Annotated in this window: 15 protein-coding genes; 5 read left to right on the top strand and 10 right to left on the bottom strand. The window is 69.0% G+C overall.

Features of this window, described 5'->3' with window-relative positions:
• The coding region (locus tag MJ797_RS14245; RefSeq protein WP_239334944.1) for a WD40 repeat domain-containing protein at positions 1-2,798 on the top strand (2,798 nt) is incomplete at its 5' end.
• Between the two features lie 18 nt (positions 2,799-2,816).
• Positions 2,817-4,100 carry an extracellular solute-binding protein gene (locus MJ797_RS14240; RefSeq protein WP_239334942.1) on the top strand — a complete coding sequence of 428 codons (1,284 nt, stop codon included), beginning with the start codon at positions 2,817-2,819 and terminating at the stop codon, positions 4,098-4,100.
• On the opposite strand, the gene MJ797_RS14235 is transcribed toward MJ797_RS14240, so the two are convergent.
• From MJ797_RS14235 to MJ797_RS14205, 7 genes are all read right to left on the bottom strand, one after another.
• A complete protein-coding gene (locus MJ797_RS14235) occupies positions 4,030-5,919 on the bottom strand; it encodes a glycosyltransferase family 39 protein (protein WP_239334940.1) in 1,890 nt (629 codons plus the stop codon). The two genes, MJ797_RS14240 and MJ797_RS14235, sit on opposite strands and share 71 nt — an antisense overlap.
• 2 nt (positions 5,920-5,921) lie before the next feature.
• Positions 5,922-7,286 carry an ATP-binding protein gene (locus MJ797_RS14230; RefSeq protein ID WP_239334938.1) on the bottom strand — a complete coding sequence of 455 codons (1,365 nt, stop codon included), beginning with the start codon at positions 7,284-7,286 and terminating at the stop codon, positions 5,922-5,924.
• A 115-nt stretch (positions 7,287-7,401) separates the two neighbouring features.
• A complete protein-coding gene (locus MJ797_RS14225) occupies positions 7,402-8,505 on the bottom strand; it encodes a glycosyltransferase family 1 protein (protein WP_239334936.1) in 1,104 nt (367 codons plus the stop codon).
• The gene (locus tag MJ797_RS14220; RefSeq protein ID WP_374582209.1) at positions 8,505-10,241 is read right to left on the bottom strand and encodes a glycosyltransferase; all 1,737 of its coding nucleotides are present in this window, start codon (positions 10,239-10,241) and stop codon (positions 8,505-8,507) included. Before MJ797_RS14220 ends, MJ797_RS14225 begins: the two co-directional genes overlap by 1 nt.
• On the bottom strand, positions 10,238-11,701 hold the full coding sequence (locus MJ797_RS14215; protein ID WP_239334934.1) for a glycosyltransferase family 2 protein: 1,464 nt from the start codon (positions 11,699-11,701) through the stop codon (positions 10,238-10,240). Before MJ797_RS14215 ends, MJ797_RS14220 begins: the two co-directional genes overlap by 4 nt.
• Positions 11,698-12,921, bottom strand: coding sequence for an ABC transporter ATP-binding protein (locus tag MJ797_RS14210; protein WP_239334954.1), 1,224 nt, complete (start codon positions 12,919-12,921; stop codon positions 11,698-11,700). Before MJ797_RS14210 ends, MJ797_RS14215 begins: the two co-directional genes overlap by 4 nt.
• A gap of 75 nt (positions 12,922-12,996) precedes the next feature.
• A complete protein-coding gene (locus tag MJ797_RS14205; RefSeq protein ID WP_239334952.1) occupies positions 12,997-13,839 on the bottom strand; it encodes an ABC transporter permease in 843 nt (280 codons plus the stop codon).
• Positions 13,840-14,213: 374 nt separating this feature from the next.
• On the opposite strand from MJ797_RS14205, the gene MJ797_RS14200 reads away from it, so the two are divergent.
• Both MJ797_RS14200 and MJ797_RS14195 read left to right on the top strand, forming a co-directional pair.
• Complete coding sequence (locus MJ797_RS14200; RefSeq protein WP_239334932.1) at positions 14,214-16,799, top strand: haloacid dehalogenase; 2,586 nt, start codon at positions 14,214-14,216, stop codon at positions 16,797-16,799.
• Positions 16,800-16,951: 152 nt separating this feature from the next.
• Positions 16,952-18,346, top strand: coding sequence for a class I SAM-dependent methyltransferase (locus MJ797_RS14195; RefSeq protein WP_239334930.1), 1,395 nt, complete (start codon positions 16,952-16,954; stop codon positions 18,344-18,346).
• A gap of 66 nt (positions 18,347-18,412) precedes the next feature.
• Here the strand turns inward: MJ797_RS14195 and MJ797_RS14190 are convergent, their stop codons facing one another.
• The 3 genes from MJ797_RS14190 to MJ797_RS14180 all read right to left on the bottom strand — a co-directional run bounded on the left by MJ797_RS14190 (position 18,413) and on the right by MJ797_RS14180 (position 24,008).
• Positions 18,413-21,079, bottom strand: coding sequence for a WD40 repeat domain-containing serine/threonine protein kinase (locus MJ797_RS14190; protein WP_239334928.1), 2,667 nt, complete (start codon positions 21,077-21,079; stop codon positions 18,413-18,415).
• Positions 21,080-21,155: 76 nt separating this feature from the next.
• On the bottom strand, positions 21,156-23,102 hold the full coding sequence (locus MJ797_RS14185) for a DUF2142 domain-containing protein (RefSeq protein ID WP_239334926.1): 1,947 nt from the start codon (positions 23,100-23,102) through the stop codon (positions 21,156-21,158).
• 186 nt (positions 23,103-23,288) lie between these two features.
• Positions 23,289-24,008 (bottom strand): DapH/DapD/GlmU-related protein, encoded by a 720-nt coding sequence (locus MJ797_RS14180; RefSeq protein WP_239334924.1) that lies wholly within the window; start codon positions 24,006-24,008, stop codon positions 23,289-23,291.
• 452 nt (positions 24,009-24,460) lie between these two features.
• Between MJ797_RS14180 and MJ797_RS14175 the strand changes: the two genes are divergently transcribed.
• On the top strand, positions 24,461-25,396 hold the full coding sequence (locus MJ797_RS14175; protein WP_239334950.1) for a glycosyltransferase family 2 protein: 936 nt from the start codon (positions 24,461-24,463) through the stop codon (positions 25,394-25,396).
• Positions 25,397-25,444 lie beyond the last annotated feature (48 nt).

Raw genomic sequence — 25,444 nt, 5'->3', positions numbered from 1 at the left:
AAGGGGTCAAGCGGGGCGGTGCCCTGTCCGGCGACCTGTACGACCGTCTCGGCGGTGTGCGAGGAGCTCTCATCCGGCAGGCCGACGCGGCCCTGGCCGCGGCTACCACCGCCACCGGACGCGGCGAGGCCGAGGTGCTGGCTGGTCTGGCGCGGCTGGTCACCTTCGATGAGAACGGTCAGGCCAGCCGTTGCCGCGCCTACCTTGACGAGCTGCCTGAGCAGGTCCGGACCGAGCTGAACGCGTTCGTCGAACGCCGGCTGCTCACCATCCACGCGGACGATACCCGCGGCGGGGCCAGCCGGCAGGCCATCGACCTTGCCCATGAGCAGATTCTCACCGCCTGGGCGCCCCTCGCCAATGCCGTCGCCACCGCGACCGACCGACTGCGGCAGGCCGCGCAGGCACGCGCCGCAGCCGAGGAATGGCGGCGGAAAGGAGAGCCCGCGAGCCACCTGTGGAGTCTCCCCCGGGCATCCAAAGCCGAGGCCATGCTGGATACGCACGAGATCACCGCGACCATCCGAGCGTTTCTCACCTCCAGCCGCCGCCAGGGCCGAAACCGCCGTCGGCGTGCTGGTGCGGTACTGGTCACGCTCATGCTTCTCGTCACCGTCGGCGGTCTCATCGCCACCTATCAGTGGATCGACGCCAGCAGGCAGCGGCACGAGGCGCTTCGGCAGCAGAAGCTCGCCGTTGCCCGTGCGCTCATCACCCAGGCCGACCAGCTGCGCACCCGTGACCCGGTTACCGCGCTCCAGCTCAGCATCGAGGCGTACACCATCGATCCGGGGCTGCCGGAGGCCCGCGGCAGCCTGTTGTCAGCGCAGGCCGGCTACAGTGGTACAACGCTGGCACCGCCCGGGGGAACGGTGCACGGGCTCGCCTTCCGCGCTGGCGGTGCCATGCTGGCCACGGCCGAGCACGACGGTGAGATCTGCCTGTGGGCCATGCCCGACCGGAAGATGATCAGATGCATCAGCGCGGCGGGAGGCGCCGTCTACGCGGTGGCTTTCAGCCCGGACGGGAACGTACTCGCGGGGGCCGGCCCCGACGGCATCTGGCTGTGGAACACCCAGACGTGGCAGCGCACCGCGACGCTTCAGGACGCGGTCGGCCCGAACGGCATCGCGTTCACCGCCGACAGCCACGCTCTTGTCGCCGCCGACTCCGCCGGTGTGAGTGTGTGGACCGTCTCCTCGGGGAAGCGGGAAAGGACGCTGTCCGGCTCGGCGCTGCTCAACGGTGTCGTTGCGGTCGCGCCGGACAACCGGAGCGTCGCGGCCGCGGGCTCGGACGGCACCGTGACCTTCTGGGATCTGCTGTCCGGTACGAGCGAGCGGGCCTCGGGTGACGCCGGATCGGTGCGGTCGATAGCTTACAGTCCCGATGGTGGCCATTTGGTGACTGGAAGCGACACCGGGGTGGTGACGGTGTGGGACAGCGTGTCTCACATCCCGGTGGCCAAGGTCACCGAGTCTGACGGCGCTGTCCAGACGCTCGCGTTCAGCACGGACGGAAACAGGCTTGCCACCGGTGGTGGTGCGTCGGTCCGGCTGTGGAACCTGGCTCCGCTGGCCCTGCTGACCGCGCTGACCGGACCTGTCGGTGACGTCCGGGCCGTGGCCTTCAGCCCTGACGGCCACACACTCGCTGGAGCTGGAGCCGACAGCCTGGTAAGGCTGTGGACCGTCTCCGGGCCTGCGGACAGCGGCCTTCCGGAGGTCTTCGGCGCGGCCACGTTCGGGCCGGGCGGTGTCCTGGCCACGGCCGGAAGGGATCACATCCCGCTGCTGTGGGACACGGCGGAGGGCGGCTCGGAGCCGGTGTTCCGTGCGGAGCTGCGGGGGACGCACAGCTCACCGGGGCCGGGCCCCGGTACGGCCTTCGGGATGGCGTTCAATGCGGCTGGCACGGTGCTGGCCGCGCCGGCCTCCGGCGACACTGTGGGGAAGTGGGACCTGGGCCCGCCCGCCGGCGGTACCACCGGCCCGACCGATCCGATGCCCGACGTACCCATCCGCCCGGTGCGGGCCGTGGCCTTCAGCGGCACCGGAATCCTCGTGGTGCCCGCCGGGGCGAACGGTGTCGGGGCGAACCGCGTCGTCATGGTGGACGTCGCGAGGAAGACGGTCGTCAAAGAGCTGAGATCCATGCACGCGGGGGCCGTCAACGCGGCCGCCGTCCATACCGGAGCGGATGGGCGGATGCTGGTGGCGACCGGCGGCGATGACGGTGTGATCGCCGTGTTGACAACGAGGGATGGCGCGTCGGCGGCGGAGGACGGCGCGTTGACAACGGAAGACAGCCAGCCACGTGTCTTCTACCCCAGGGGCGTCCAGGCGCCGGTCGAGGCGTTGGCGTTCACACCGGACGGGCGCACGCTCGCCAGCGGGAGTGATGACGGCACCGTGGAGCTGTGGGATGTGCGTGCCCGCGTCCCTGTCGCGGCCCTTCCCGGCACCAACAACCAGCCGATCGCCGCGTTATCGATCAACCGTGACGGAACGCTGCTGGCTGCCGTGGGCGTCGATGGGCTCATCCATCTGTGGGACCTGCCCAACCGAACCGCCGTCGCCACGCTGACCGGCCCTGTGGGAACCATGGCGGTGGCTTTCCGGCCTGACGGTGACGGCCGCACGTTTGCCACCGCGGACCAGGACGGCACCCCCATCCTGTGGGACACCGACCCGGCCCTGGTCCGGGCACGGCTGTGCGCCGGGCCGCTGCCCGCCATCGCACCCGCGGACTGGTCGGTGATCGTTCCCGGTATGCCCTACCGGCAGGTATGCCGTTGATCATAGGAAGGGTGGCGTATGTCGATCAGTATGAAGCGGTGCCGGCCGGCGCGTGCCCGGATATTGCTCGTGGCCGCGGCCGTCCTGCTCGCCGGATCGGCGTGCTCATCACGTAGCCCCCGACCGGGTATGGATGGCGGTGGGCCCACAACGATCACCTGGTATGCGGGTTCGGTCGACCAGCACCAGAACGACTATCGCCGGATTCTTGTCGACGCATTCGAGAACGCCTACCCGTCGATCAAAGTGAACATCGAATTCGGTACGGTGGACACCGACGTCAACCGAGCCGACCTGCTCCAGCGGCTGCGCGGGCCGGACGGTCCGGACGTCTACATGGGAGACGTCATCTGGCCGGCGGAGTTCGCTCACCAGAACATGGCCCGTAGCCTCGACGACATGTTCGACCGGGCGTTTTGGGAACGTATCGATCCCGGCCTGCTTGCGGCGTCCAGTTACCAGAACAAAATCTTCGCTGTGCCGCTTTTCCAGGATCAGGGAATGCTGTTCTACCGGAAGGATCTGGTGGCACCACCGACAACCTGGGAGGAGCTTGAAAAGGACGCCGCCGACCGGAACAAAAACATCACCCCCTATGGCTACCTCTGGCAGGGTGCCGCCTACGAGGGCCTCACCTGTGTCTGGACGGAGATTCTGGCCGATGCCGGGGGCAGCACACTGGACCCGGCCGGACCGCACGCGGCCCTGAACTCCCCGCAGGCGCTACAGGCGCTGAGGTTCCTGCAGGGCCTCATCCAACAGGGGATCACGCCGTCGCAGGTGACGAGTTATCAGGAACCCGACACCACCCAGCTCTTCGCGTCCGGTCAGGCAGTGTTTCTCCGCGGGTGGAGCTATGTGCTGGCCAGGCTGGGCTCCCTGAAGGACAAGGTGGGCGTGGCACCGCTGCCGACGTTCGCCGGGCAGGCCGGTCAGGGATTCTCCACCACCGGTGGCTGGAGCCTTTACGTCAACCCGCGCACCCGCAACCTCGACGCTGTCAAGATTTTCATTCGCTGGCTGACCGACGTCCATGCGCAGCGCATTCTCCTCAATCTCTCCCAGATCCCCGTCAACCGGCAGGTACGCGACGAAGCACGCAACGCACCCCCGGAAACTCGTGATGACGCGGTAGTCGCCGGGCTGCAGGCCAGGGCTGTGTCCCGTCCCGCCGGCTGGCCCGCCTACCCCGCCATCAGCCAGGCGGTCTACTCATCCGTCCAGAGCGTTCTCAGCCAGGGATCGGACCCGCGGGCGGCCCTGCTGGATGCCAGTACAAAGATCGATAATGCGCTCCGGTAGTGCCGGGAACACCTGGCGGGCTCCGCGCGGCGGGCCCGGCCGCGGCCGGTGGGCAGCGGACGAAGCGGGTGATCTGGCCGGTCAGCGGCCAGGACCGCCGACCGGAGCCGTCCGGGCACCAACCGATCTCGGCGAGCGTGCTGTCAAGGGCGCGGAGGCTGTCCGGGAAGACCAGGTTGTAGGTGATCAGGTACAGCGCACCGGCGTCCGGACGCGCGGCGAGGAAGGGAGGTATCGAGGCGGCCCAGCCCAGCGGGGGCAGGACCAGGGTGTTCATCTCGGTGACCGGTGTCGTCGGCGCGGTGGGCGCCGGATAACCGTCGTAGTACGACACGTAGTACCGCTGTGCTTTGTACCACTGCCGTTCATCCCACCGCCCGGGGATCACGATCTGGATATCTCCCGGCCTGGCGGTCCGTTCGCCGGTGGCGACCAGCTCCCGCATGTCCCCCAGCAGCAGGGGGCTGTCCGCGCTGGCTCGGATCTGGCGGATCCGCTGAACGCTCACCGCCGTGACGGCCAGGGTGGCGGCCATCGCCGTCGCCAGCAGGACGGTCGCGGCGGGGATCACCACGACCGGCCGCCACCACCGCCGGGGCCGGCCGGCCTGGCGGATGCGCGACCAGGCGAGGCTGATCAGGGCTGACGCGCCGACACCTGCGATCACGTACAGCAACGGCAGGAGGAACAGGTTGGCCCGGACGAACCCGATCGGCCACTGTCCCCGCGCCGCGGCTATCATGATCAGCAGTAGTGCTCCGCCGAGCGCGACCAGCGGCGCCCGGCCGGCCCGGTCCCGCGCCGCGACGCACACCCCGATCGTCCAGCACAGGAGCGCCCCCGCGACCACGCAGGCATGCAGCCGGTGGTCGGGATCGGCCAGCAGCGGTGACCCTGTGAACGGTGAGCCGAACTGCCCGTCCGGACGGGTCATCGCCGCCGTGAACGCGTCGCGTGGTAACTCCCATCCGGCGGTCCGTAGCTGGGTGACCGCGTTGTCCCGGGTGATGAAGAAGTTCCGCCAGTACGGATTCGTGGTCAGATAGTTCTGCGGCAGGACGAAGAGCACGAGGTGGGCGCACCCGGTGGCGCCGACCAGCACCGATCCGGCCACGCGGGCCGGGTGGAAGCGGCGGGCGCGCAGCGCCCGGCTGGCGTCCAGCATGTCCACAAGCAGCAGGGGCGCAAGGACGAACAGGGAGGTGACGGCCATGACGACGCACCCCGCCATGCCTAACTGCGCCCGCCACGGCGAACCGCCGGAGCCCGCGGTACGGCGCGCGTGCAGCCACAGGTACACCGCGGCCACCGCGCAGGTGGCCTCCGGCAGGTAGGACTTCAGCTGCATCCCGTAGACGAGCAGCCCGCCGTTGATCGTCAGCAGGCCGGCGACGATCGTGGCCGCGGGCCGTGACAACCACCAGCGGCCCAGGGCATAGGTGACCAGCGACAGCGCGACCAGTGCGATGATCTGCGGCAGCCGCAGGACCTTTTCGGTGTTCCCGCCGACAGCGACCGCCAGCTTCTCGACCGCGAGCCAGCCCAGTGACAGCGGCGCGTTGGCCGTCCTCAAGGTGTCGAACGAACCGGTACCGACACCGATGTGATAGGCGCTGATGTGGTAGGCCCGCCATGCCTCGTCGTACCACAGCGGCCGGGCAAGCGTCGGCCACACCGCCACGACCACCGCCGCGTCCAGCCCGGCGAGCACGGCGAATGCCACGAGTGCCCCGGGGGTCCCGGCCGTCGGCGGCGCGCGGAAACCGTGATCGTGTCGCCTTCGGTCCGCCGGGTCGGCGGCAGGCTGCCGTAAGACCACCGTCACGTCCACAGACGGTCGACCGGCAACACGGAAATCTGGTCGTCAGCGTGATAGCTGCGCTCGCCGAGGTAGAGGACGACGCCCCCGGCGAACCGTGACCCGAGTTTGTCCCGGAGCAGCCGCAGGCCACGCAGGTCCTCACCGGGCACCCGGGAGCCGGCCTTGACCTCCACCGCCGCGACACGCCCGTCGTCGGCCTCGATAACGAGGTCGACTTCCTGCCCGCTGCTCGTGCGGAAGTGCGCGGGTTCGACATATGTCTGTGACCAGCCCACCTGCTTGATGACTTCGTTCACGACGAACGTTTCCAGCAGGTGCCCGAACTCGGTGAGGGCCGCCGGGTCGCGGGCGACCAGCCGGCGTTCGGTGAGACCGAGCAGGTAGGCACCCAGCCCGGAGTCGACGAGGTGCACCTTGGGACTGGCCGTCACTCGGCTGTTGAGGGTCCGGCCGAATGCCGGCAGCCGGTGGACGAGGAACACCGTTTCCAGAAGCTGGATGAAGTCCCCGACAAGATTTTGATCTTGTTCGACCGCCCGAGCGATGCCCGATGCCCGGAGTATCCCGCCGGTCCGTGCCGCGAGCTGCCGCAGAATGAGCGGTAGCAGGCCACGCTGCCTGATTCTGCGGATTTCCAGGACGTCCCGTTCGATAACTGTCCGCACGTAGTCCCGGAACCAGCGGCTGCGGGCCGGGCCTTCTGGACGCCCCAGCACCAGCGGGAATCCCCCGGCCAGCACGCGCCGGGTCACGTCGTCCCGGGACAGTGCCGGCGAGCGGATGGCGACCAGCGATTCCGGATCGTCCATCAGCTGGTCGACGAAGGTCGCGGGCTGCTGGTGGCGGCTGGGCAGGCCGTCGTCGAGCGAATAGCTGTCCGGCCGCTCCAGCTCTGCCTGCGCCAGCGGCCACAGGGTGGTGACATGGACGCGGCCCGCCAAGGACTGGGACAGCGTCGGCATCGTGAGATAACGGGTTGACCCGGTGAGGACGAATCGTCCGGGCCGCAGATCGCGGTTCAGTTCCGCCTTGATTGCGTCCAGCAGCGCGGGGACGTGCTGGAACTCGTCGACGAGAACGGGGGACGGCGCCGCGGCGAAGAAGGTCGGGTCGGCGGTGACGGCCTGCCTCGTCGCGAGGTCATCAAGGTCGACGACCTCGCTCTGGTGATGTAGGGCGAGCCGCCGCAGCAGCGTGCTCTTGCCGACTGTGCGGGCGCCGTTGATGACCAGGACGGGTTCGGAATCGATCAGCTCGAGCAGCACCGACAGGAGGTTGCGCCGGAAGGAGGACGAAGCCGGCGACGGGGGTCGTATCTCGCTGCCCCGACCCGGCCCAGGGTCTTCGGTACTGGAGATCGACATCTTCCCATGCTAGACCTCGGCGGCACTGAAGGCTAGGAATCGGCACCCTGCCAGGCTAGGAATCGGCACCCTGCCAGGCTAGGAACCAGCATGTGTAGGCGCTGGTTAGCGGGCGTCAGGCGATCGAGCGGTAGACGGCGGCGGTACGTTCGGCCATGCGTCGCCAGGTGAAGGTCCGGGCGTGCGCCCGTCCGGGCTCTGGGTCCATGTCGTCCTTGAGGACGCCGATCAGGGCGTCGGTGAACGCGTCGGCATCCATCGGTGGAGCCAGCCGCACGGTGTTGCCGGACATCGGTCCGACGACCTCCCGGACCGCCGGGATGTCAGCCGCGACCACCGGGGTCCCGGCCGCCAGCGCCTCCAACGGCGGCAGGCCGAACCCCTCGTAGAACGAGGGGAAGCACAGCGCGCTGGCCCCGGCGACCAGCCGGCGAAGATCGTCGGTCCGGAGATAGCCGGCGTTGACGACCGTCCCGGCCGGCAGTCGAGAAAGATCAAGGTCTGGTCCCCAGCCGGCGGGTCCGACCAGGACCAGCGGTGGGGCGTCACTGATTTCGGCGTGCAGGCCGCGGAGCGCCTCCAGCAGGGTGGGGAGGTTCTTGCGCGGTTCGCGTGTACCGACGAAAAGCAGGTACGTGGTGGGCAGGCCATGGGCCGCAAGCCAGCGGTCAGCCGGCGGCGACGCGCTGAACCAGGAGGCGTCCACGCCGAGCGGTGTCACGGTCACCAGCTCCGGATCCAGCCGGTAGGTGTCGATGGCCTCGGTCGCGATCGCCTGGCTGGGGGTGATGACGGCGGCAGCACGGCGCAGGCTACGCGGAACCAGCTCGCGATAACGCGCGGAGGCCGTGGAGACCGTGCCGGTCAGCTTCAGATACGCCAGATCGTGGATGGTCAGCACGCCACGGGCCCGCCGCGGTGGCGGCAGCACGAAGTTCGTGGCGTGTACCACGTCGGCCGCGCCGGTCATCCACTCCAGTTTCGGCAGTTCCCCGTGTGCCCACGCCTCGCGCACGATCCGGGCCGGAACCCGGCGCGCGGCCGGGCGTACACCTGGTGGCAGGGCGGAAGCGAAGTTCCCCAGCCCGCGCCAGGTGAACGCTGTCGCTGCCACGTCCAGACCGGGCAGGCCGGGCAGCTCGGCGAGCAGGTGGGCCGTGTAGCGGCCGATCCCGGTGGGGGTGCCGAGTAACGGCGTGCCGTCCAGGATGACCCGCATCAGCCGCGATCCTTTCGGTCTCGGCTTTCCGGGTCGGGGGACAGGCCGGCTGGGTCGGCGCGGCGGGCGTAGAGCTGGTGCCGAGCGGCGATCTCGCGCCAGCGGTCGGTGAACGCCGCGTCCGAGAACTCCTGGGCGCGGGCCACGGCGCTCGCGGCCAGGCGAGCCCGCATGCCGTCCTCGGTGGCGAGGCGCCGGGTGAACGAGGCGAGCTGTTCGGGGGAGGTCCAGCGTAGGCCGTCGAGCCCATGCCGGACGATCTCACGCTGGCCAGCCCGGTCGATCACCACTGGTACGCAGCCTCCCGCCATCGCCTCGACCGTGGTCATCCCGAAATGCTCCGCCGTCCATGGCCTGCGGTCGGGGTCCCCGCCGTACCCGGTCGCGGACCAGAAGATCGAACAGGTGGACAGCAGGCGCTCGACCTCATGGCGCGGCGCATTCGGATGGATCTCGACCGGCAGGCCGCGGGCGCTTTCGCGAATTTTGTCCAGGTAGGGCAACTGGGACTGCTCACAGCCACCGACGACGTGCATCCGCCAGCCCGGCAGCGCACCCGAACGGTACAGCCCGCCGAACCACTCGACCATTTCCAGCTGGCGTTTGGCGTGCCCGAGACCGGGCGCGAACAGGCGGCCCACCGTCAGTACCGCGCGTTCCCGGATCTCAGCCGGGACGAGACGCTCCACCTGGATCGGCGGGTAGAGGATGGCCGCGTCACGATGCCACAGCCGGCGGATCCAGCTTCGGGTGTAGACCGAATTCGCCATCACGACGTCGTATGAGTCGAGGTAGCCCAGATCGCGCGGATTGGCCAGCAGCCAGGGGAAACGCGACGCGAGCAGGGCCCGGGCACCGTCGCGTTGGTCGGTCACGCGCGGCCGGCTGACCGCCACGCCGAGCTGGCGCAGGTCCCGGGAAGCGGGGATGCCCGCGGTGGCGGAACCCGGTGTGAACGTGTCGCTGACCAGCGTCAGCTCGCTGCCGGCGGATGACGCGGGCAACGGCACCGCGACCGGCCTGAACGACTCGTCGATCTCCACGGAGGCGAGGAGCTCACCGCGGGCGTCCTGAACGCGCAGCCGTGCCATGCCGGTCGCCCCGGGTCGGCCGATGTCAGCGCGCAGCTCCCGTTCGCCGCCAGCCGAAACCGCGAGGACCCCCGCGCCGTTCGTCCAGATCCACTGTCTGCGCCGTCCTCCTTCCGGAGGGTACCAGCCGGTACCGTATCCGACGGCTGGACGGACGCCGCGCAGCAGCGGGCCACACACCCGGATGGCGGCCTTGCGCCATCCGGGCGCATCGTGATCGGCCGGTGTCGGGAAGAAGCACAGGTGTGCCGCATGCCGTGAGCGCGGGATCAGCCGGCTCATGTACGAGCCGTTGACGAACAGGTCGTAGTCGGCGCTGAGCTCGGCTACGGCGTCGTCACCCCGGTCCGGCAGCAGGCGGTAGCGGCAGCCGGACAGGTCGAGCCCAAGATGCTCGGCGATAGCTGTCAGGTCGACCTCAGCATGGCCGAGGATGTCCACCTGGGCGCCCTCGGCGGCGAGCACCTGAGCGATCATCCCGTTGTGGCGTTCCCCGCCGCCCATCGAGTGCCAGAACCTGTTGTAGACGGCGGCCCGCAGCCCGCTGGCCGGCCCGGGCCGGCCGCTGTGGCCGGTGGTCGGGCTCTGTTCTTCCTGGGCGCGCTGGTTGTGTTGGTTGCGTTGTGTGGGCACTGGTGTGGTCATCGCGATGCCAGCCAGGTCTCCAGCTCGCGGTGGCCTACCGCCGCGGTGCGCGTGATCGCGCGCCGCCGGCCCAGCATCACCGGTAGCAGCCGCAGGTAGGACGCCATCACCTTCAGCCGCAGGATGGTCGGCCGCAGCGCGGGCCGGCTACGGGTGGCCCATGCCTGGCGGACCGCTCGGATGGCCATCGAGGCGGTTGTGAGCGGGTAGCGGCCGACCGCGCCCACGGCGATCCCTGCGCTTGCGTTCTTGGTGAGCATCAGCAACCGGTTACGGTCGGTATGGAAGACGAACAGCGGCGACCACTCCACGCTTGACGCGGAGTGCACGTGCCGTACGACCGCGGCCGGGACGTAGCGAATGGTGTGCCCGTGGGCACGGATGCGCCAGGACAGATCGGTGTCCTCGTAGTAGAGGAAGAAGTCGTCATCGAACCAGCCGAGTTCCCGCCCGAGCTCCGTGCGGATGGCCATGCCGTTACCGCAGGCGGTGAACACCTCCGCGGCCTCGGCGAACTGTCCGCTGTCGATCTGCTGGTAGCCGCGGTCGGCACCGTAGCCGTCCCGCAGCACGATCCCGCCGACGTTGTTGATCACATCAACACGGGCCACGTCACCGGGGACGGCCAGTTCCACGGTGGACGGTTCGGTGCCCGCGGCCAGGGTGGCGCTGCCGCCGTCCCAGCTCAGCGTGACCGGTTTGGCGGCCTCGCCAGACCAGGTGAAACCGAGGGTGACCGGGCCGCCCTCGGGCACCGGGACACAAAGCTCACCGTCGCCGCGGGTCCAGAAGAACGGCGCGGCCGCGCCGCCTTCCGCGCCGAAGGTCAGCTTCTCCCACAGGACCTCGCGCAGGACCTCCCGGCCGTTGACCGTCACCGACGAGATCCGGACACCGAGCGCGCGGGAGTCGTGCGGACCCGGCGTGAAGGTCGCGGTCGACAGCCGCAGCCGGAGGAAGCGGGGGAGGAACACCACCTTGCCGGTGACCGCGCCGAGCTGTTCACCGCCGGCGGCCGTGAACGGGGCCAGCAGGCTGGCCAACCAGTCGGGTTCGGGGACGGCGTCGTTGTTGAGCAGGACGGCGTAGGGGGTTGTGATCATCCGGAGGGCGAGGTTGTTGCCACCGGCGAAGCCGAGGTTCACCTCGGACGGGACGAGCCGGACCGATGGGTAGCGCTCGGCCAGCAGGGTCCTGGAGGAGTCCCGCGAGGCGTTGTCGACCACCCATGTCTCGAACGCGAAGTCGGTCACCTGCTTGGCTGTCCCGTCCAGGCAGGCGGGCAGCAGATGCGCGCCGTTCCAGTTGACGATCACAACGGTCGCCAGCGGCGCGGGGCCGCCGTCCTGGGCGCTGACGGGCTGGGCGCTGACGGGCTGGGCGCTGACGGGCTGGAGGCGACGTGATCGTGCCCGCGGCACGTCGCCAGCGCCAGCGGCCGCGGTCCCCGGGGCGCTCATGGGCGGGCTCCCGTCTCGTAGTCGATTTTGAGCAGGCCACCGGCCTGCGATCCGTTGATCCCGAACAGGTCCTCGAACCTCCGTCTGGTGAGCTCGGCCCCGGTCGCGGCGTCGGAGACGTGCACGCTGATCGCGAACGCGCCGAGCAGCTCAGGGAGCGCTGGCACGGTGAAGTCCACGGTCAGCGTGCCGGCGGCGCAGGGCACACCACCCGGCGGCGTCTCCATCAGCCAGACCGGCAGTTCATTCGGGCCGAGAGCGTAGGTGTGCAGGTAGAGGCGTTCCGGCGCGTGCTCGGTGACGTCGAGGGCGATGCTGACGGTAAGCCTGTCGCCGGGGTTGAACTGGACCTGGGGCGGCCCGCCCGGGTCGCGGCTGAAGGTCACCGAGACGGGCCGCGCAACGGCGAACTCGTGCGGCACCGGGCCGTCCGAGGGCAGGCTGCCGAGCCGCTGCCGCAGTAGCCGGGTGCCCACGGCCGGCGCGCCGTCAAAGATCATTGATCCGGCTTCCAGGACCAGGACGCGGTCGCACATGCTCTCGATCAGATCCAGCGAGTGGGTGACGAACAGGATCGTGCGGCCCTCGGCCCGGAAAGCGTCGATCTTCGCCAGGCACTTCTTCTGGAACGCCTCGTCCCCGACCGCGAGCACCTCGTCGACGAGCAGGACGTCCGGGTCGACGTGGACGGCCACCGCGAACCCAAGCCGGACGTACTGGCCGGACGAGTAGTGCTTGACCTCATCATCGATCTTGTGGGGAAGCTCGGCGAAGTCGACGATCGAGTCGAACATCCGGTCGATCTCGCGGCGGGACAGGCCCAGCAGGGACGCGTTCAGGTAGACGTTGTCCCGGCCGGTGAGCTCGCCGTTGAAGCCAGCCCCGAGCTCCAGCAGGGAGGCGATCCTCCCAGTGACAGAGACATCGCCCTGGGTTGGGCGCAGGATCCCGGCCAGCACCTTCAACAACGTGGACTTACCGGAGCCGTTCGCCCCGGCCAGCCCCACGGTCTGGCCGCGCCCGATCTCCACGTCGATGTCGCGCAGCGCCCAGAAGTCGTCCCCATGGGTGCGCCCGCGACGCACGAACAGCTCTTTCAGGCTGGTCGCCCGCCGGTGATAGGAGACGAACTTCTTCCCCACGCCGGTCGCCTGGATCACGACTGGGGTACTCGCCCCCGCGGCGCCGGCCGGTGGCGCATCCGGCGGTGCGGGTGTCACGGCGATGTGCCCGGACGCCTCGATGACGGCCGGTTCAGCCGGTGACTGCTGCGCTGACACGTCTGTCGCCCGTCTCTAGAGGTCTTCCGCGAAGTCGGCCTGCATCCTGCGGAACACGTGTATGCCCAACCAGAGCAGGCCCAGCGATATCACGCCCGCGACGGCAAGGTGCTCAAGGTAGAAGAGGTACCCGGGGTCGGCGAGGATGCCCTGCCCGGTGGCGGGGTTCACGGACGGCCCTTTGTAGATCGCCCGCTGGAAGGTCGCGACCACCGTCGCCATCGGATTGAGGAAGTAGATCCACGTCCACTCGTGCAGCAGCTTGTGGATCAGCCCGACCGGATACACGATCGGGTTGAGCCAGAACCACGCGAGCAGCGCCACCTCCAGGAGATGCTCGGTATCGCGGTAGCGGACGTTCAGGCCCGACACGAGCATGGACAGGCCGACAGTGAAGATCATTGCTATGGCGAACGCGGGCAGGAGCAGGAACAGCTGGAGGCCGAGAAAGCTGTAGCCCAGCGCCGCGACCACCACGAAAAGCACGATCAGCTGGAGAACGAAGTGGACGAGGGCGAACCCGACGGCGGAAAGCGGCAGCACCGGCAGCGGAAACCGGACCTTCTTCACGAGGTTCGCGTTGAAGACCACGCTGCCGGATGCCGATGACACGCTCGCCGAGAAGGCGTTCCAGATCAGCAGGCCGGACATCAGGTACACCCCGAACCGGGGTACTCCGGCGCTCATGATGACCTGGAAGACAAGGGTGTAGACGGCCAGCAGCAGCAGCGGGTTCGCCAGTGACCAGGCAAAACCGAGTGTCGACCCCTTGTATTTGACCTTGAGGTCCTTGCGGATCAGGTTGCGCAGCAGTTCCCAGCGGACCCGGGTCTGGGCGCGGCTGCGGCGCGCGAGCATCCGGGACTCCTGCCCGTCGCGCCCCCGGGTGCCGGGGCGCTGGCCGTCCCGCTCGGTCGCGGGTGCGGACCACTCGTCAACCAGGTTCGACACCGACAGCCTTCCGTGAGCCGCGCCAAGAGGTGGCAAAATCGGTACTGATACGCCGAAAACGACCTGCCGTACCGGCCGCGCGGGGTATAACCCGGCAGGGCATACGCAAGATATCTCGAAGCGAGGTACCCGCGGGTAGGGCACTCCGGTGACCACAGCTCCAGAGCCGATCCATAGTATCGGCCCGTTCATTCAGCTCTGGCCGGCCGCCGCCCGAGAAGCACCCGGGCACCAGCCGGCCCGTCGGAGGCGGCCGTGGTGGCCGCCGGTGGAGGACGCCCGTGTTCACCGACGTCCGGATTCGTGAGGTCTGGTCCCAGCTGGAGTCCGGTGGGGCCGAGGTCCTCACCCTGGACGTGTTCGACACGTTGCTGTTCCGGCTGGTTCCCGAGCCCACCCATGCCTTCCTGCTGCTCGGGCGCCGTCTTGTCACGGCCGGCCTGCTGCCGCCGGCCGTGAGCGCGGGACAGTTCGCCCAGCTCCGGGTGCACGCGGAGACCCGTGCCCGCCAACACGCGCGGGCGGCGCGGGGCACGCTGGAGGCACGTCTTGACGAAATCTGGTCGGTGCTCATGCCCGCCATCCCCGGCAGCGGCGGCGTTGACGAAATGATCACTATGGAGGTCGACCTCGAGCGTGACGTCTGCCGGGCCGACCTCGCCGTCGCCGAGCTCGCCGAGCTCACCATCACCAAGCTCGGCCGGCCCGTGTACCTGGTCTCTGACACCTATTTCTCCCCGGAGCAGCTCCGCCGGCTGCTCCGCCGGCCAGAACTCGCCGGGATCAGATTCACCCGGATCCTCACCTCCAGCGACGCTGGTGTGGGCAAGAGCGACGGCTTGTTCACCCATGTGCTGGCCGCCGCGGGCGTGGCACCCTCCCGAGTCATCCACCTCGGTGACAACCCGGTGGCGGACGTCGAGGGTGCGCGGGAGCACGGCATCATCGCGGTGCACTACCCCAAGTACTCGGGCGAGCTGGAGACGACGCTCACCCTGGAAGGGCTGCGCGGCGGACCAACCTCCGACACCGCGATCGACCCGGTGGCCGGCGACTACGGTATGACCGCGCTTCGTGCCCGCACGCTGCACCGTGCCGACGCCGCGGCGGTCCCCCCGGGCCTGCGCCGGCACTGGGAGACCGGCGCGACCGTCTTCGGCCCGGTGTTCACCGGTTTCGGTGAGTGGGCCGCCCAGCGGGCACGGGAGTACGGGGTCGACCGCGTCCACTGCCTGATGCGCGAAGGGGCGTTTCTCGCCCGGGTGCTCGAAGAGCCGACCGGTGACGTCGGCATCGAGGCGTCCACGCTGTGGGCCTCGCGCCACGTGTGCGCGCTGGCCAACGTCCACGAGGGCACCCCCGAGGAGCTGCGGGGGTTCCTGGCGCGCCGGCACCCGCCGAGCGTCGGCCAGCTGCTGCGCCAGCTCGGCGTGGGCCTGGACGAAGTGGCGGGACTGTCCGCGCTGGCCAGCCGGCGCCTTGACGTCCCGGGTCTGCTCTCCGAAACGCTGGAGGTCCTGTGCGGTGACGAGCGGGTGCGTGGCGAGATCGTCCTCACCGCCAGCCGGCTGCGGGAGCGTTTCCTGCGCTACCTGGACTCCCATCTCGGCACGGCGGGCACGGTCGTCGTCGTCGATCTCGGCTGGGGCGGCACCATCCAGGCGCTGCTGCAACGACTGCTGCATGCCTGCGGCCGCGAGGTGGAGGTTGTGGGCCTCTACCTGGCGACGAGTTCCGGCTCGCAGGCGCACCGTCTTGCCGGGCTGCGCCTGGAGGGCTATGTCGCCTCCGGCGGCGAACCCGACGCCCTGTTCAGCCAGGTGATGCGCAGTCCTGAGGTGCTCGAGCAGCTCTGCATGCCCGATACCGGATCATTGATCGGTTTCGACGAGGACAACAACCCGCTGCTCGGCCCCGACCACACCACCCGCACGCAGGTCGCGCAGCGGGTTGCCGTCCAGGACGGGGTACTCGCCTACCAGCGGGAGTGGTTGCGCTATCGTCGATCGGAGACGCTGATGCCGTCCCTTCTCCAGGACGGGGCACGGTCGGCGGCGCTGCGCACGCTCGCGCGGTTCGTGACCCGGCCCACCTCCCAGGAGGCGCTCGCGTTCGGCGTCTGGGCGCACGATGACAATTTCGGTTCGGATGCGTCCGAGGGGCTGTTGCCCGCTGACCTGCTGCGCCGGATGCCGTATCTCACAGCTGTTGATCTTGAAAAGATCCCGATGCAGGAGCTCTACTGGCCGGCCGGGGTCGCGGCCGTGGCGAACCGGCCCCTTGCCGTTGTCAGTGGGCTGGCGGCGAACGCCGGGATCGACGCGGCGGAGGTCTCCCCGGAGGCTGCCGCGGGACCCGTCGAGGTCTATGTCGACACTGGCGGCGACTTCGTCAACGGCCCGAAGGAGTCCGCGGTCACCCGGTCCGCTCGGGACGGGCTGTCGTGGGTGCGCCTGCGGGTCGACGGGATCGGTGTCCGCCGGGTGCGCATCGACCCGGCTGGCCGGCGTGGTCTGATGCGGCTGGACTGGCTGCGGCTGTCCTTCCACCTCAACAACCTGGCCGAGCCCTACCTGGTGACGATGACCTCAGTGGTCGGGGAAGAGCGGCTGCATCTGGTGGGGGCGCGGGTACTGCAGCCGAACCTGATCGAGGTCAACAGCGACGACCCGCAGCTCATCTACGTCATCGATCCGGTGTCACAGGCGCATCTCGCGGCAACATACGCCATCGATGTCGAGATGGCCTTCGGCTGGCTGGCGATCAGTTCCGGCCCGTTGACGCTCGCCCCCCGTTCGGCCGAGGCGGCGCCGTTGCCGCGCCGGGCCGCGCGCCGGCTGCTGCGTGAACTCGACGGCCGTTTCTGACCGGTTCCGCTGGGGCGTGGTCGCCAGCGGATACGTGTGCTCTCCGAGTGGCGGCCGGGCCCATGGGCCGGAGACGCCGAATCAGGCTGAAGATACTGATGTGGGGTAAGACCGGTCGCCGTGGACGAGCGGACAAGCGGACGAGTGGGCGAGTGGGCGAGGTCATTGTGGACGAGGTCACTGTGGACAAAGGCGCTGACGAAGGCACCGCGGGCGACGGCGGCGCGGGTGCAGGCATTGCTGACGAAGGCAGCGTGGGCGAAGACACCGCGGGCGTGGCCGGATCGGGTGCTGGCCCGGTCACCGACGCGTCGCCGTGGTTCGGTGGGCCGCGCGGGGATCAGCCCGTTCCCCGCGCTGGCGAACCCGGTGCCGCCGATGCCTCGGACGGCACCGTTGAAGCTGTCACCGAGCGGACGCTCCAACCGTTGCTGCTGCATTCCCTCGCCGAGCTCCGTGAGGTGTGGCTGCCGCTGGTGGAGGCTGTGCGGGCACGCAGCGTCGTTGAGATCGGTTCGGAAAGCGGCGTCACCAGCTCCCTGCTCGTGGACATGCTGCGACGCCACGGTGGTGGCCGGCTCCTGATCGTCGATCCCGATCCTCGTGGCCTCCCCGACTCGGGTGAGGCCGTCGAGGTCGTGACGGTACGCGGCTACAGCCCGCAGGCCCTTGACGGACTTCCGCTGGCCGATGCCTATCTGATCGACGGTGACCATAACTTCCCCACGGTGTCCGCCGAGCTGCGCACTGTCGACGAGGCGGTCCGCGCCCACGGCGGCACCCATTTTCCGCTGGTCATCCTGCATGATGTGGGCTGGCCCGCGGGCCGTCGTGACCAGTACTACGTGCCCAGCCGGATCCCGCGGCGTGACCGGCAGCCCTACTCGTGGGATCACGGCGTACGGCTGGACAGCGCGGAGGCCGTACATGGCGGTTTCCGCGGCGAAGGCGCGTTCGCCTGGGCGTTGACCGAAGGCGGCCCCCGCAACGGCGTCCGCACCGCGGTGGAGGATTTCATCGCGGATCGGCCTGAACTGCGTTTTCACCTGGTTTCACCGATCTTCGGCCTGGGCGTCGTGGTGGACCGGCGGGCGTCCTGGGCAGCCCGGGTGGAGGAGCTGCTGATTCCCTGGGTCCGTAACAGCCTGTTGACCCGGATGGAACGTAACCGTCTGGATCTTTATCTTTACGTGATTCGCCTGCAGGACGAGATGACCGAGGCGGCCCGGCGCCGGCAGCGGGAGTGGGCGCGTTTCGACGCGACCCTGGCTGAGCACGCGGCGCGCGAGCTCAGCCTGCTCGATGCGGTGGCTCAGGCCGAACGCGCGCTGGAAGCCGAGCGCGGCGCGTCACAACAGCTGCGGGCGGCGCTGGGCGCCAGGAGCTCGCGGTCGTGGCCGCTCGCGCGCGTCTCAAGGCCCCACAGGTCGCCTGTTGACGAGCCGGCGCTGATACACGCGGCCCGTACGGCGGGCGCCGCGCTCAGGACCAGGGCCGCTGATCCGCGACTGCGGGCTGCCAGGTTGCTGCTGCGTGGTTATCGGTAACCGGTACCGGTCGCCGATTAACCATTGGTGATCGATATCGGGAAACCGGTTACCAGGGGTAGTTCCCTAACACATTCCGGAGTAGGGCAGGTCAGGGATGTGGTCACGCCACTCGGCGGCGCTCAGGCGGTTGCCGCTGTCGGCGCAGGCCTGCGCGACGAGTGCGGCCGGGTCGATGTTCGCGATGCGCGCGGTCCGGTCGTCGCTGAATGTGATCAACATGTGGCCGTCGGGACTGAGGACGACTCCCTGGACCCAGTCGGTCTGACCGCTGATCGTCCCTAGCGGCAGCGGATGATCAAGATCGGAGACGTCCCACAGGCGCGCGGTGGTGTCCCAGCCGGAGGTGACCAGCGTGTGGCCGTCGCGGCTGAACGCGGCGTCGTAGACCCAGGTGGGATCCGCCTTGATCGTTGTTCGGTTCGTCGGGGCCCGCGGATTACGCACGTCCCACAGCCGTGCCGTGCCGTCGTAGCTCCCGGTCGCCAGGGTGTTCCCGTCCGGGCTGAAGGCGACCGACCACACGAAGTTGGTGTGGCCGTTGAGAGAGGCCAGCGGGACCGCCTGGGCGGGGTTGCTGACGTCCCACAGGCGGGCGGTGTTGTCGGCGCTCGCGGTCGCCAGCAGCCGCCCGTCGGGGCTGAACGTGACGTCCTGTACCCAGCTCTGATGGCGGGCGAGCACCTGGAGCTGCCGTGGCCTGGCCCGGTTGGTCACGTCCCACAGGCGGGCGGTGTTGTCGTCCCCGGCGGTCGCGAGCAGCCGCCCGTCCGGGCTGAACGTGACATCCCGGACATGCGCGTTGTGCCCGGTCAAGGTCGCCTGGGCCGCTGGATGGCCTGGATCGGTGACGTCCCACAGCCTGGCGGTGCCGTCGAAACTGCCGGTGGCCAGGGTGCGGCCGTCCGGGCTGAACGCGACCGCCAGGACCCAGTCCGTGTGGCCGGTTATGACCGTGAGCAGGGCTGGTCGGGTCGGCCTGGTGATGTCCCAGAGCCGGACGGTCCGGTCCGCGCTCGCGGTCGCGAAGATGTTGCCGTCGGGGCTGAGCGCTCCGCCGAGGACGGATCCGGTGTGACCGGTCAGCGGCGTGGCATACCGTCCCGCGAACGATGTGATCAGGCTGGCCCGCGCCGCGGGAACTGGCGAGATGCGATATGCCGCAAGACTGAGCCGGGCGGCCAGCGCGGGGTCGACAGCGCGGGTCGCGTCGGCGTTCGCCGCGACTGTGCGTGCGACATCGGCCCACCCCCGGACATCGGTCCTGGCTCCGCCGGAGGACATCACCGCCGTGATCGTGATGACGGCGGCGACCACCAGGGTGGTGGCGCTGGCGACCAGCGCCACCACCCTGCCGTGCGGAGCGTGCCAGCGGAGCTGGAGCCGGCGCTGATCGTCATCCGGGCCAGGCGGCCGGCGCATCGTGAGCCGGCCACCGGCGGTTCTGGTCGCCGCTGGTGCGGGTGGTTTGGCTGGTGCGAGTGCTGGTGCCGCTGGTTCGGCTGGTGCCGGCACGGTTGCCTTGACCGTCGCCGGTGTTTCGGCTGTCGCCGCTGGTTCGGCTGGTGCGAGTGCTGGTGCCGCTGGTTCGGCTGGTGCTGGCACGGTTGCCTTGACCGTCGCCGGTGTTTCGGCTGTCGCCGGTGGTTTGGCTGGTGCGAGTGCTGGTGCCGCTGGTTCGGCTGGTGCCGGCACGGTTGCCTTGACCGTCGCCGCTGGTTTGGCCGGTACCGGTGGGTTGGCCGGTTCGGGTGCTTTGGCCGGTGCTGGTGCCGGTAGTTCCCTGGCCGCGCTGTTGTCCGGCAGCGTTGTCTGAAGCGGTGCTGGGGATGCTGGCGCGTTCCGTACGAACTGGGTGATCTGGGGGTCGGACTTGGTGACCGTACCCAGGTTGACCAGGCGAATCAGCAGCTCCTGGGCGTTCGGTCGCGCGTCGGGAGCCTTGTGCATCGCCGCTTCGACAACGTCGCGCAGCATGTCGGGCAGGCCGTCCAGGTTCGGCTCATGGTGGACGACCCGATAGAGCTGGGCGTCCGTCGAGCCTGCTCCGAAGGGGTACGACCCGGTTCCCGCGAAGGCGACGAGCCCGCCCCAGGAGAAGATATCGGCGGCCGCGGTGACCGGCCCCCCGCTGGCCTGTTCCGGGGCCATGAAGGCCGGCGTGCCGACGACGTGCAGTTCCTTGCTGATGACTGTTTCCGCCTCCACGGCGCGGGCGATCCCGAAGTCGATGACCCGTGGCCCCAGCGGTGAGAGCAGGACGTTGGACGGTTTCAGATCCCGGTGGATCAGGCCGGCCGCGTGGATGGCGGTGAGGGCGGCGGCGACACTGACCGCGACCCGTTCGAGATCGGCCGACTGTAACGGACCGCCAGCGGCCACGGCCTGCGTCAGGGTGGGACCGTCGATGTACTCGGTGACCAGGTAGGGCGCGGCGTCGGTGGGGTCCACCATGTCGAGAACCTCGGCGGTGCAGAACCGGGCGACCCATTGAGCGAGGGCGGCCTCCCGGCGGAACCGCGCCCGGAACTCGGGGATACGGGCGAATTCCGCTCGGATCACCTTGACCGCGACCAGCCGGTCATCCGGTCCGCGCCCCAGGTAGACCGTGCCCATACCACCTTCGCCGAGGCGGCCCAGCAACACGTAGCGACCAAGGCTGGGCGGGTCGGCGGGAGTAAGCGGCGCGGACAGGTTCGCGGACCCGCGGGGTGGCGAGGATGACAGGGACACCCGTGCCCTCCTGGTAATGATCTTGCTATGCCCTGGCCTCGGACACTGCCTCTCTCCGCAGCGTACGCGCACGCGTTCACCTTTTGGGTGGGCCCGCACCACCTTCGGCCTGTTTCAGATCATCATTCTGGCTTGCCGCCTCCGGGCTGGCGGGGCGGCCGTTGGCGGAGCGGGCACCGCGCGCTGGCAGGGGCCACCGGCTACCCGACCGCCCGAGCATCGTGACATTTCCTGACAACGACACGACCGGTGGCAGCTCAGGGCCCTGGCACTGCCGAACGGACGCGTTGAGCCGGCGGGTATCGATCAGCTCGATCCCGGCGGCGGAGAGCGTGCCCGGTCCGGCCGGTGGCAGTCCCGGCCCGGCCGGTACTGCCACGGGGGCGACGCTGCCCGTCCGTTCACAGCAGGCGCGTGCCAGCGTCGCCGCGGTCACGACCGTCAGGACGGCGGTCATCGCGAAGCAGACCTCCACGACTACCGCCGGCCACGGCGACCAGGCGGCCATCGCGTGCCAGGCGTCAATGGCAACGCCCGCGCGAGGCCGCCAGAAGTAGTCGACGACCGCTTTGATCGACTCTGCCTGCATGCCGGCGGCGGCGGTCAGGAGCGCGAGCGGCATCCAGCGGGCAGGGCGGGGCCCGAAAGCGGCGCTTCCGGCGCCGACCAGCACGGCTACCCCGCTGATACCCATGAACAGGTACCGGCCGGAGATCCCCGTGATGTGTCCGGTGCGCGCCACGTGAACGGCGGCCCCGGCTCCGACGATGACCAGCAGGGCGAAGGTCGGCCACAGCATGAACAGCAGGTTGCTCCGGTTCGTCCAGCCGGAAGCGCGGATCACGGCGCAGGCGGCGAGCCCGATCACGACACCCGAGGCGGCGAGTACCAGCGGCAACGGCAGCTCGACCTCGTACCATCCGATCGAGCCCCACCAGCGGCCCAGCAGGCCCGTTGACATCCAGCTCCAGTAGACGGTCCAGTCCGATCCGACGTACTGCCCAGCTGGGAAGCCCGGCACGCTCGGCTGGAACGTACCCCATCTGATCATATTGACCAGCCACCACCAGCCACCGGCAGTAATGATCATTATGCCGCAGAGTGCGATGGACCGCCAGGGCAGGCGGGTGCCACGTAGCCGGACAGCCACGTACGCGGCGCCGACCATGACAACCAGCACCACCGCGAAGGATTTCGTGAGCAGCGCCAGGCCGGTGAGGAGCCCGGTCCACATCGCGGTCCGTGCCGAGGCGTCTCCGCCCAGTATGTGGGCGACAGCCGCCGTGACCAGCGCGCCCAACAGGATCAGCAGATTGTCGTTGTTGACGCTGGAACCGATGTGGAGCAGCTGCGGCACGGCGAAGGGCGTCAGCGCCGCGACCGTCGCGGCGGCCGGGGGCAGGCGCAGGCTGCGGGCGGCCACGTGGATGATCAGTGGGAGTGGCGTCAGCATCAACACGCTGATCATTCGTAGCAGGCCGATCGTCACATCCCAGCGCAGGGTGTCCCCGCCGCCGGGGAGCGTGGCGAGGATCGCCGCGTTCACCCAGTAGTACAGGGGCGGATGCTGGACGATCTGCTGGATGGAACCTGGCGGCTGCCCGGCGGTGGCAAGCCTGTCCCAGGCGGGCCGCAGGTGACGCGGTACCGCGTCCCGCGCGGGGATCGGATCGACTGTCAGCTGGTAATGGTATGCGCGGCTACCGAATGGTGACACCGCTATGGCGCCGACTCCGTCGGCCGCCACGAAGGCGTTGCCCGGCCGCGGCCAGCCATCGCCCTGGACGAGTCGCATGACCGCGTCGACCTGGTTCGGTTCGTCCGGTGCGTGGTATTGCGGCACCAGCACGGACCAGGATGCGAGCAGCAGGCCGAAAAGGCCGGTGACCAGCCAGATGTGGCCTGGGGTCCGGCGCAGTGCCGTCAGCGGTCCGAAACGTTCGATACCAGCGTCACCACCGGCTGATTCATCTGTTGTGGTGGTTGCCGAGGCCCCGGGCGGGGCCTGGATCAGAGCGGACACGAGGCTGGGGCCTTCCGGCTGTTCGCGGCCTCCCGCACACCCATGACGCTCATACCGGCCCCGATTCGTTCTCATCTGATCGACGCCAGACAGTGTAGCAACTCTAAGTATTGGAAAAGATACTTTCGGTGATAGCCTGGGGATGTGTCGTTCTCTCTCATGATTCGGCTGGCGGCCCGCGGCGGACTACCGCCAGGAATCGACCGGGCCGATGGCCTTGGCTGGCGAGCCCGCGACGATCGTCTTTGGTGGGACGTCGCGGGCCACCACGGCGCCCGCGGCGACGACCGCGCCCTCGCCGATCGTCACGCCCTTCAGGATGATCGCCCCGGTGCCTATCCAGGCGCGGTCCTCCAGGATCACCGGAGCGCTCATTGGCTGCTCCACCCCGTCCACGGTCATGGGGTGGAAATCGTTGTCGAGGATCTGGGTGTTCCAGGAGATGTTGCAGCCGGCGCCGATACTCACCCGTTCCCGAACCAGGATCTTCGCGAAGCCGTTGATATTGGTGTTGTGGCCGAGCTGCAACAGGCCGGAATCCACCACGATGCGCGCCCCGCGCTGCACCGACACGACACCCTCGCAGCGCAGCCGTCCCTCGGGATGGATCCGCAGCACGGACGTGTCCCGCCGGGTCGAGATCCCGAACGGCCCGAGGCCGATCCGAAGGGCCGCCCCCTCGGTGAACTCGATGCGTTCGTGCCCCTCGATGACGGTCGGCGACCCGGTCCAGATCGGCTGCCCATGCGCGATTGGGTAGCGCAGCCCCGCCGTGAAGGAGCGCGCGGACGTCTCCCGCCCGGCGCGCAGCGCCCTGACGTTTCGGGCGTATTCGCGAAAGTCGTTGACGAACTGCCGGTCAAGCGCCCTGAGACGACTGCCGAGACGATCACTGAGCCCACTCATGGTCGGTAAGCCTAGTAGGACGCTAGTAGGACGAAGGAGGCGCGACCGTGGCGTCTTTCGTGCGCCCGGTGGCCTCAAGGGGGTGCCGGCCGGCTGACGACGGTGTGCTCAGGGTGCCGCGGCGACACCGAAGAGGCCTCCTTCGCCGGTGTTCAGGCAGGCCGTGCAACCCTGGGCGCCAAGCGCATACAAGGGAGGCGAGGGGTATTCAGCCCGACGATCCGTGAGCGGTCCGGTGATACCGGTGATACCGGTGAACGCATGGTTTCCGGCTGAATTTCAGGAGCGGCGTCGACGTGAGTGTCAGTGTTCTCCGTGCACCTGTCGTTGTTTGCGCGGCTGTCGGTCCGCACGTGTCAACGCAGGGTGTCCCGGCTACGGGTGTCCCGATTACGGGTGCCGCGGCCGCGAGCACTCCGGAGCGGAGCACCGTGGCCGCGGATACGCACACCGTGAACCGGCAGCGATCCAGCGGCGGACCGGTGGCGGAGGCGGCCGCCGCGCCATACGTGACCATCGTTCTTCCCTGTTACAACGAACAAGATCATATTGTCCATGAGCTGGAGCGGATCACCGCCGCCATGGATGCGAGCGACTACAGCTATGAAGTGCTGGTCATCGACGACAAGTCGACCGATGACTCCGTCGTCCTATTACGTAGTGTGATGTGCCGCTTCCCGCGGATGCGGCTGATTTCGTTCCGCCGCAACGGTGGATCGGGTACCGCGCGCCGCATCGGCACACAGGATGCCCGGGGGACGATCGTGGTCTGGACCGATGCGGACATGACCTATCCGAACGAGCGGATTCCGGAGTTCGTCCACCACCTTGTCGCCAACCCCGAGGTCGACCAGGTCGTGGGCGCGCGCACCACCGAGCAGGGGACGCACAAATGGGCACGGGTGCCGGCCAAGTGGTTCATCCGGATGCTCGCGCAGCGTCTGACCGGAATGAAGATTCCCGATCTGAACTCGGGTCTGCGGGCGTTCCGGCGGGATGTGTCCCTTCCGTACCTGCGACTGCTGCCGCCCGGATTCTCCTGCGTCACGACGATCACGATGGCTTTCCTGGCGAATCAGCACCCCGTCGACTACATACCGATCGGTTACGCGAAGCGGTCGGGCACGAGCAAGTTCCACCCGTTCCGGGACGCGCGCCGGTACATCCTGCAGGTGCTGCGGATGGTCATGTACTTCGATCCGATCAGGGTGCTGATGCCGATCGCTTTATGGATCATGGGGCTGGGTTTCGTGAAGCTCGTCGTTGACCTCGTTCGCTACAACCTGCGGGTCACCACATCCACACTGCTGGCGATCCTGGTCGGTTTCCAGATCGTCGTCCTGGCGTTGATCGGCGATCTGATAGTCCGTTCGCGCAGTGAAAACTGAGGACGCCCCCGCCAGGATGCCGATCACCATTCCGCCACCTGAGCCGGC

It is taken from the genome of Protofrankia sp. CiP3 (assembly GCF_917627345.1).
GTDB lineage: Bacteria > Actinomycetota > Actinomycetes > Frankiales > Frankiaceae > Protofrankia.
The sequence above is the reverse complement of the archived record's forward strand: the minus strand, read 5'-3'. Positions and strand labels throughout refer to the sequence as shown.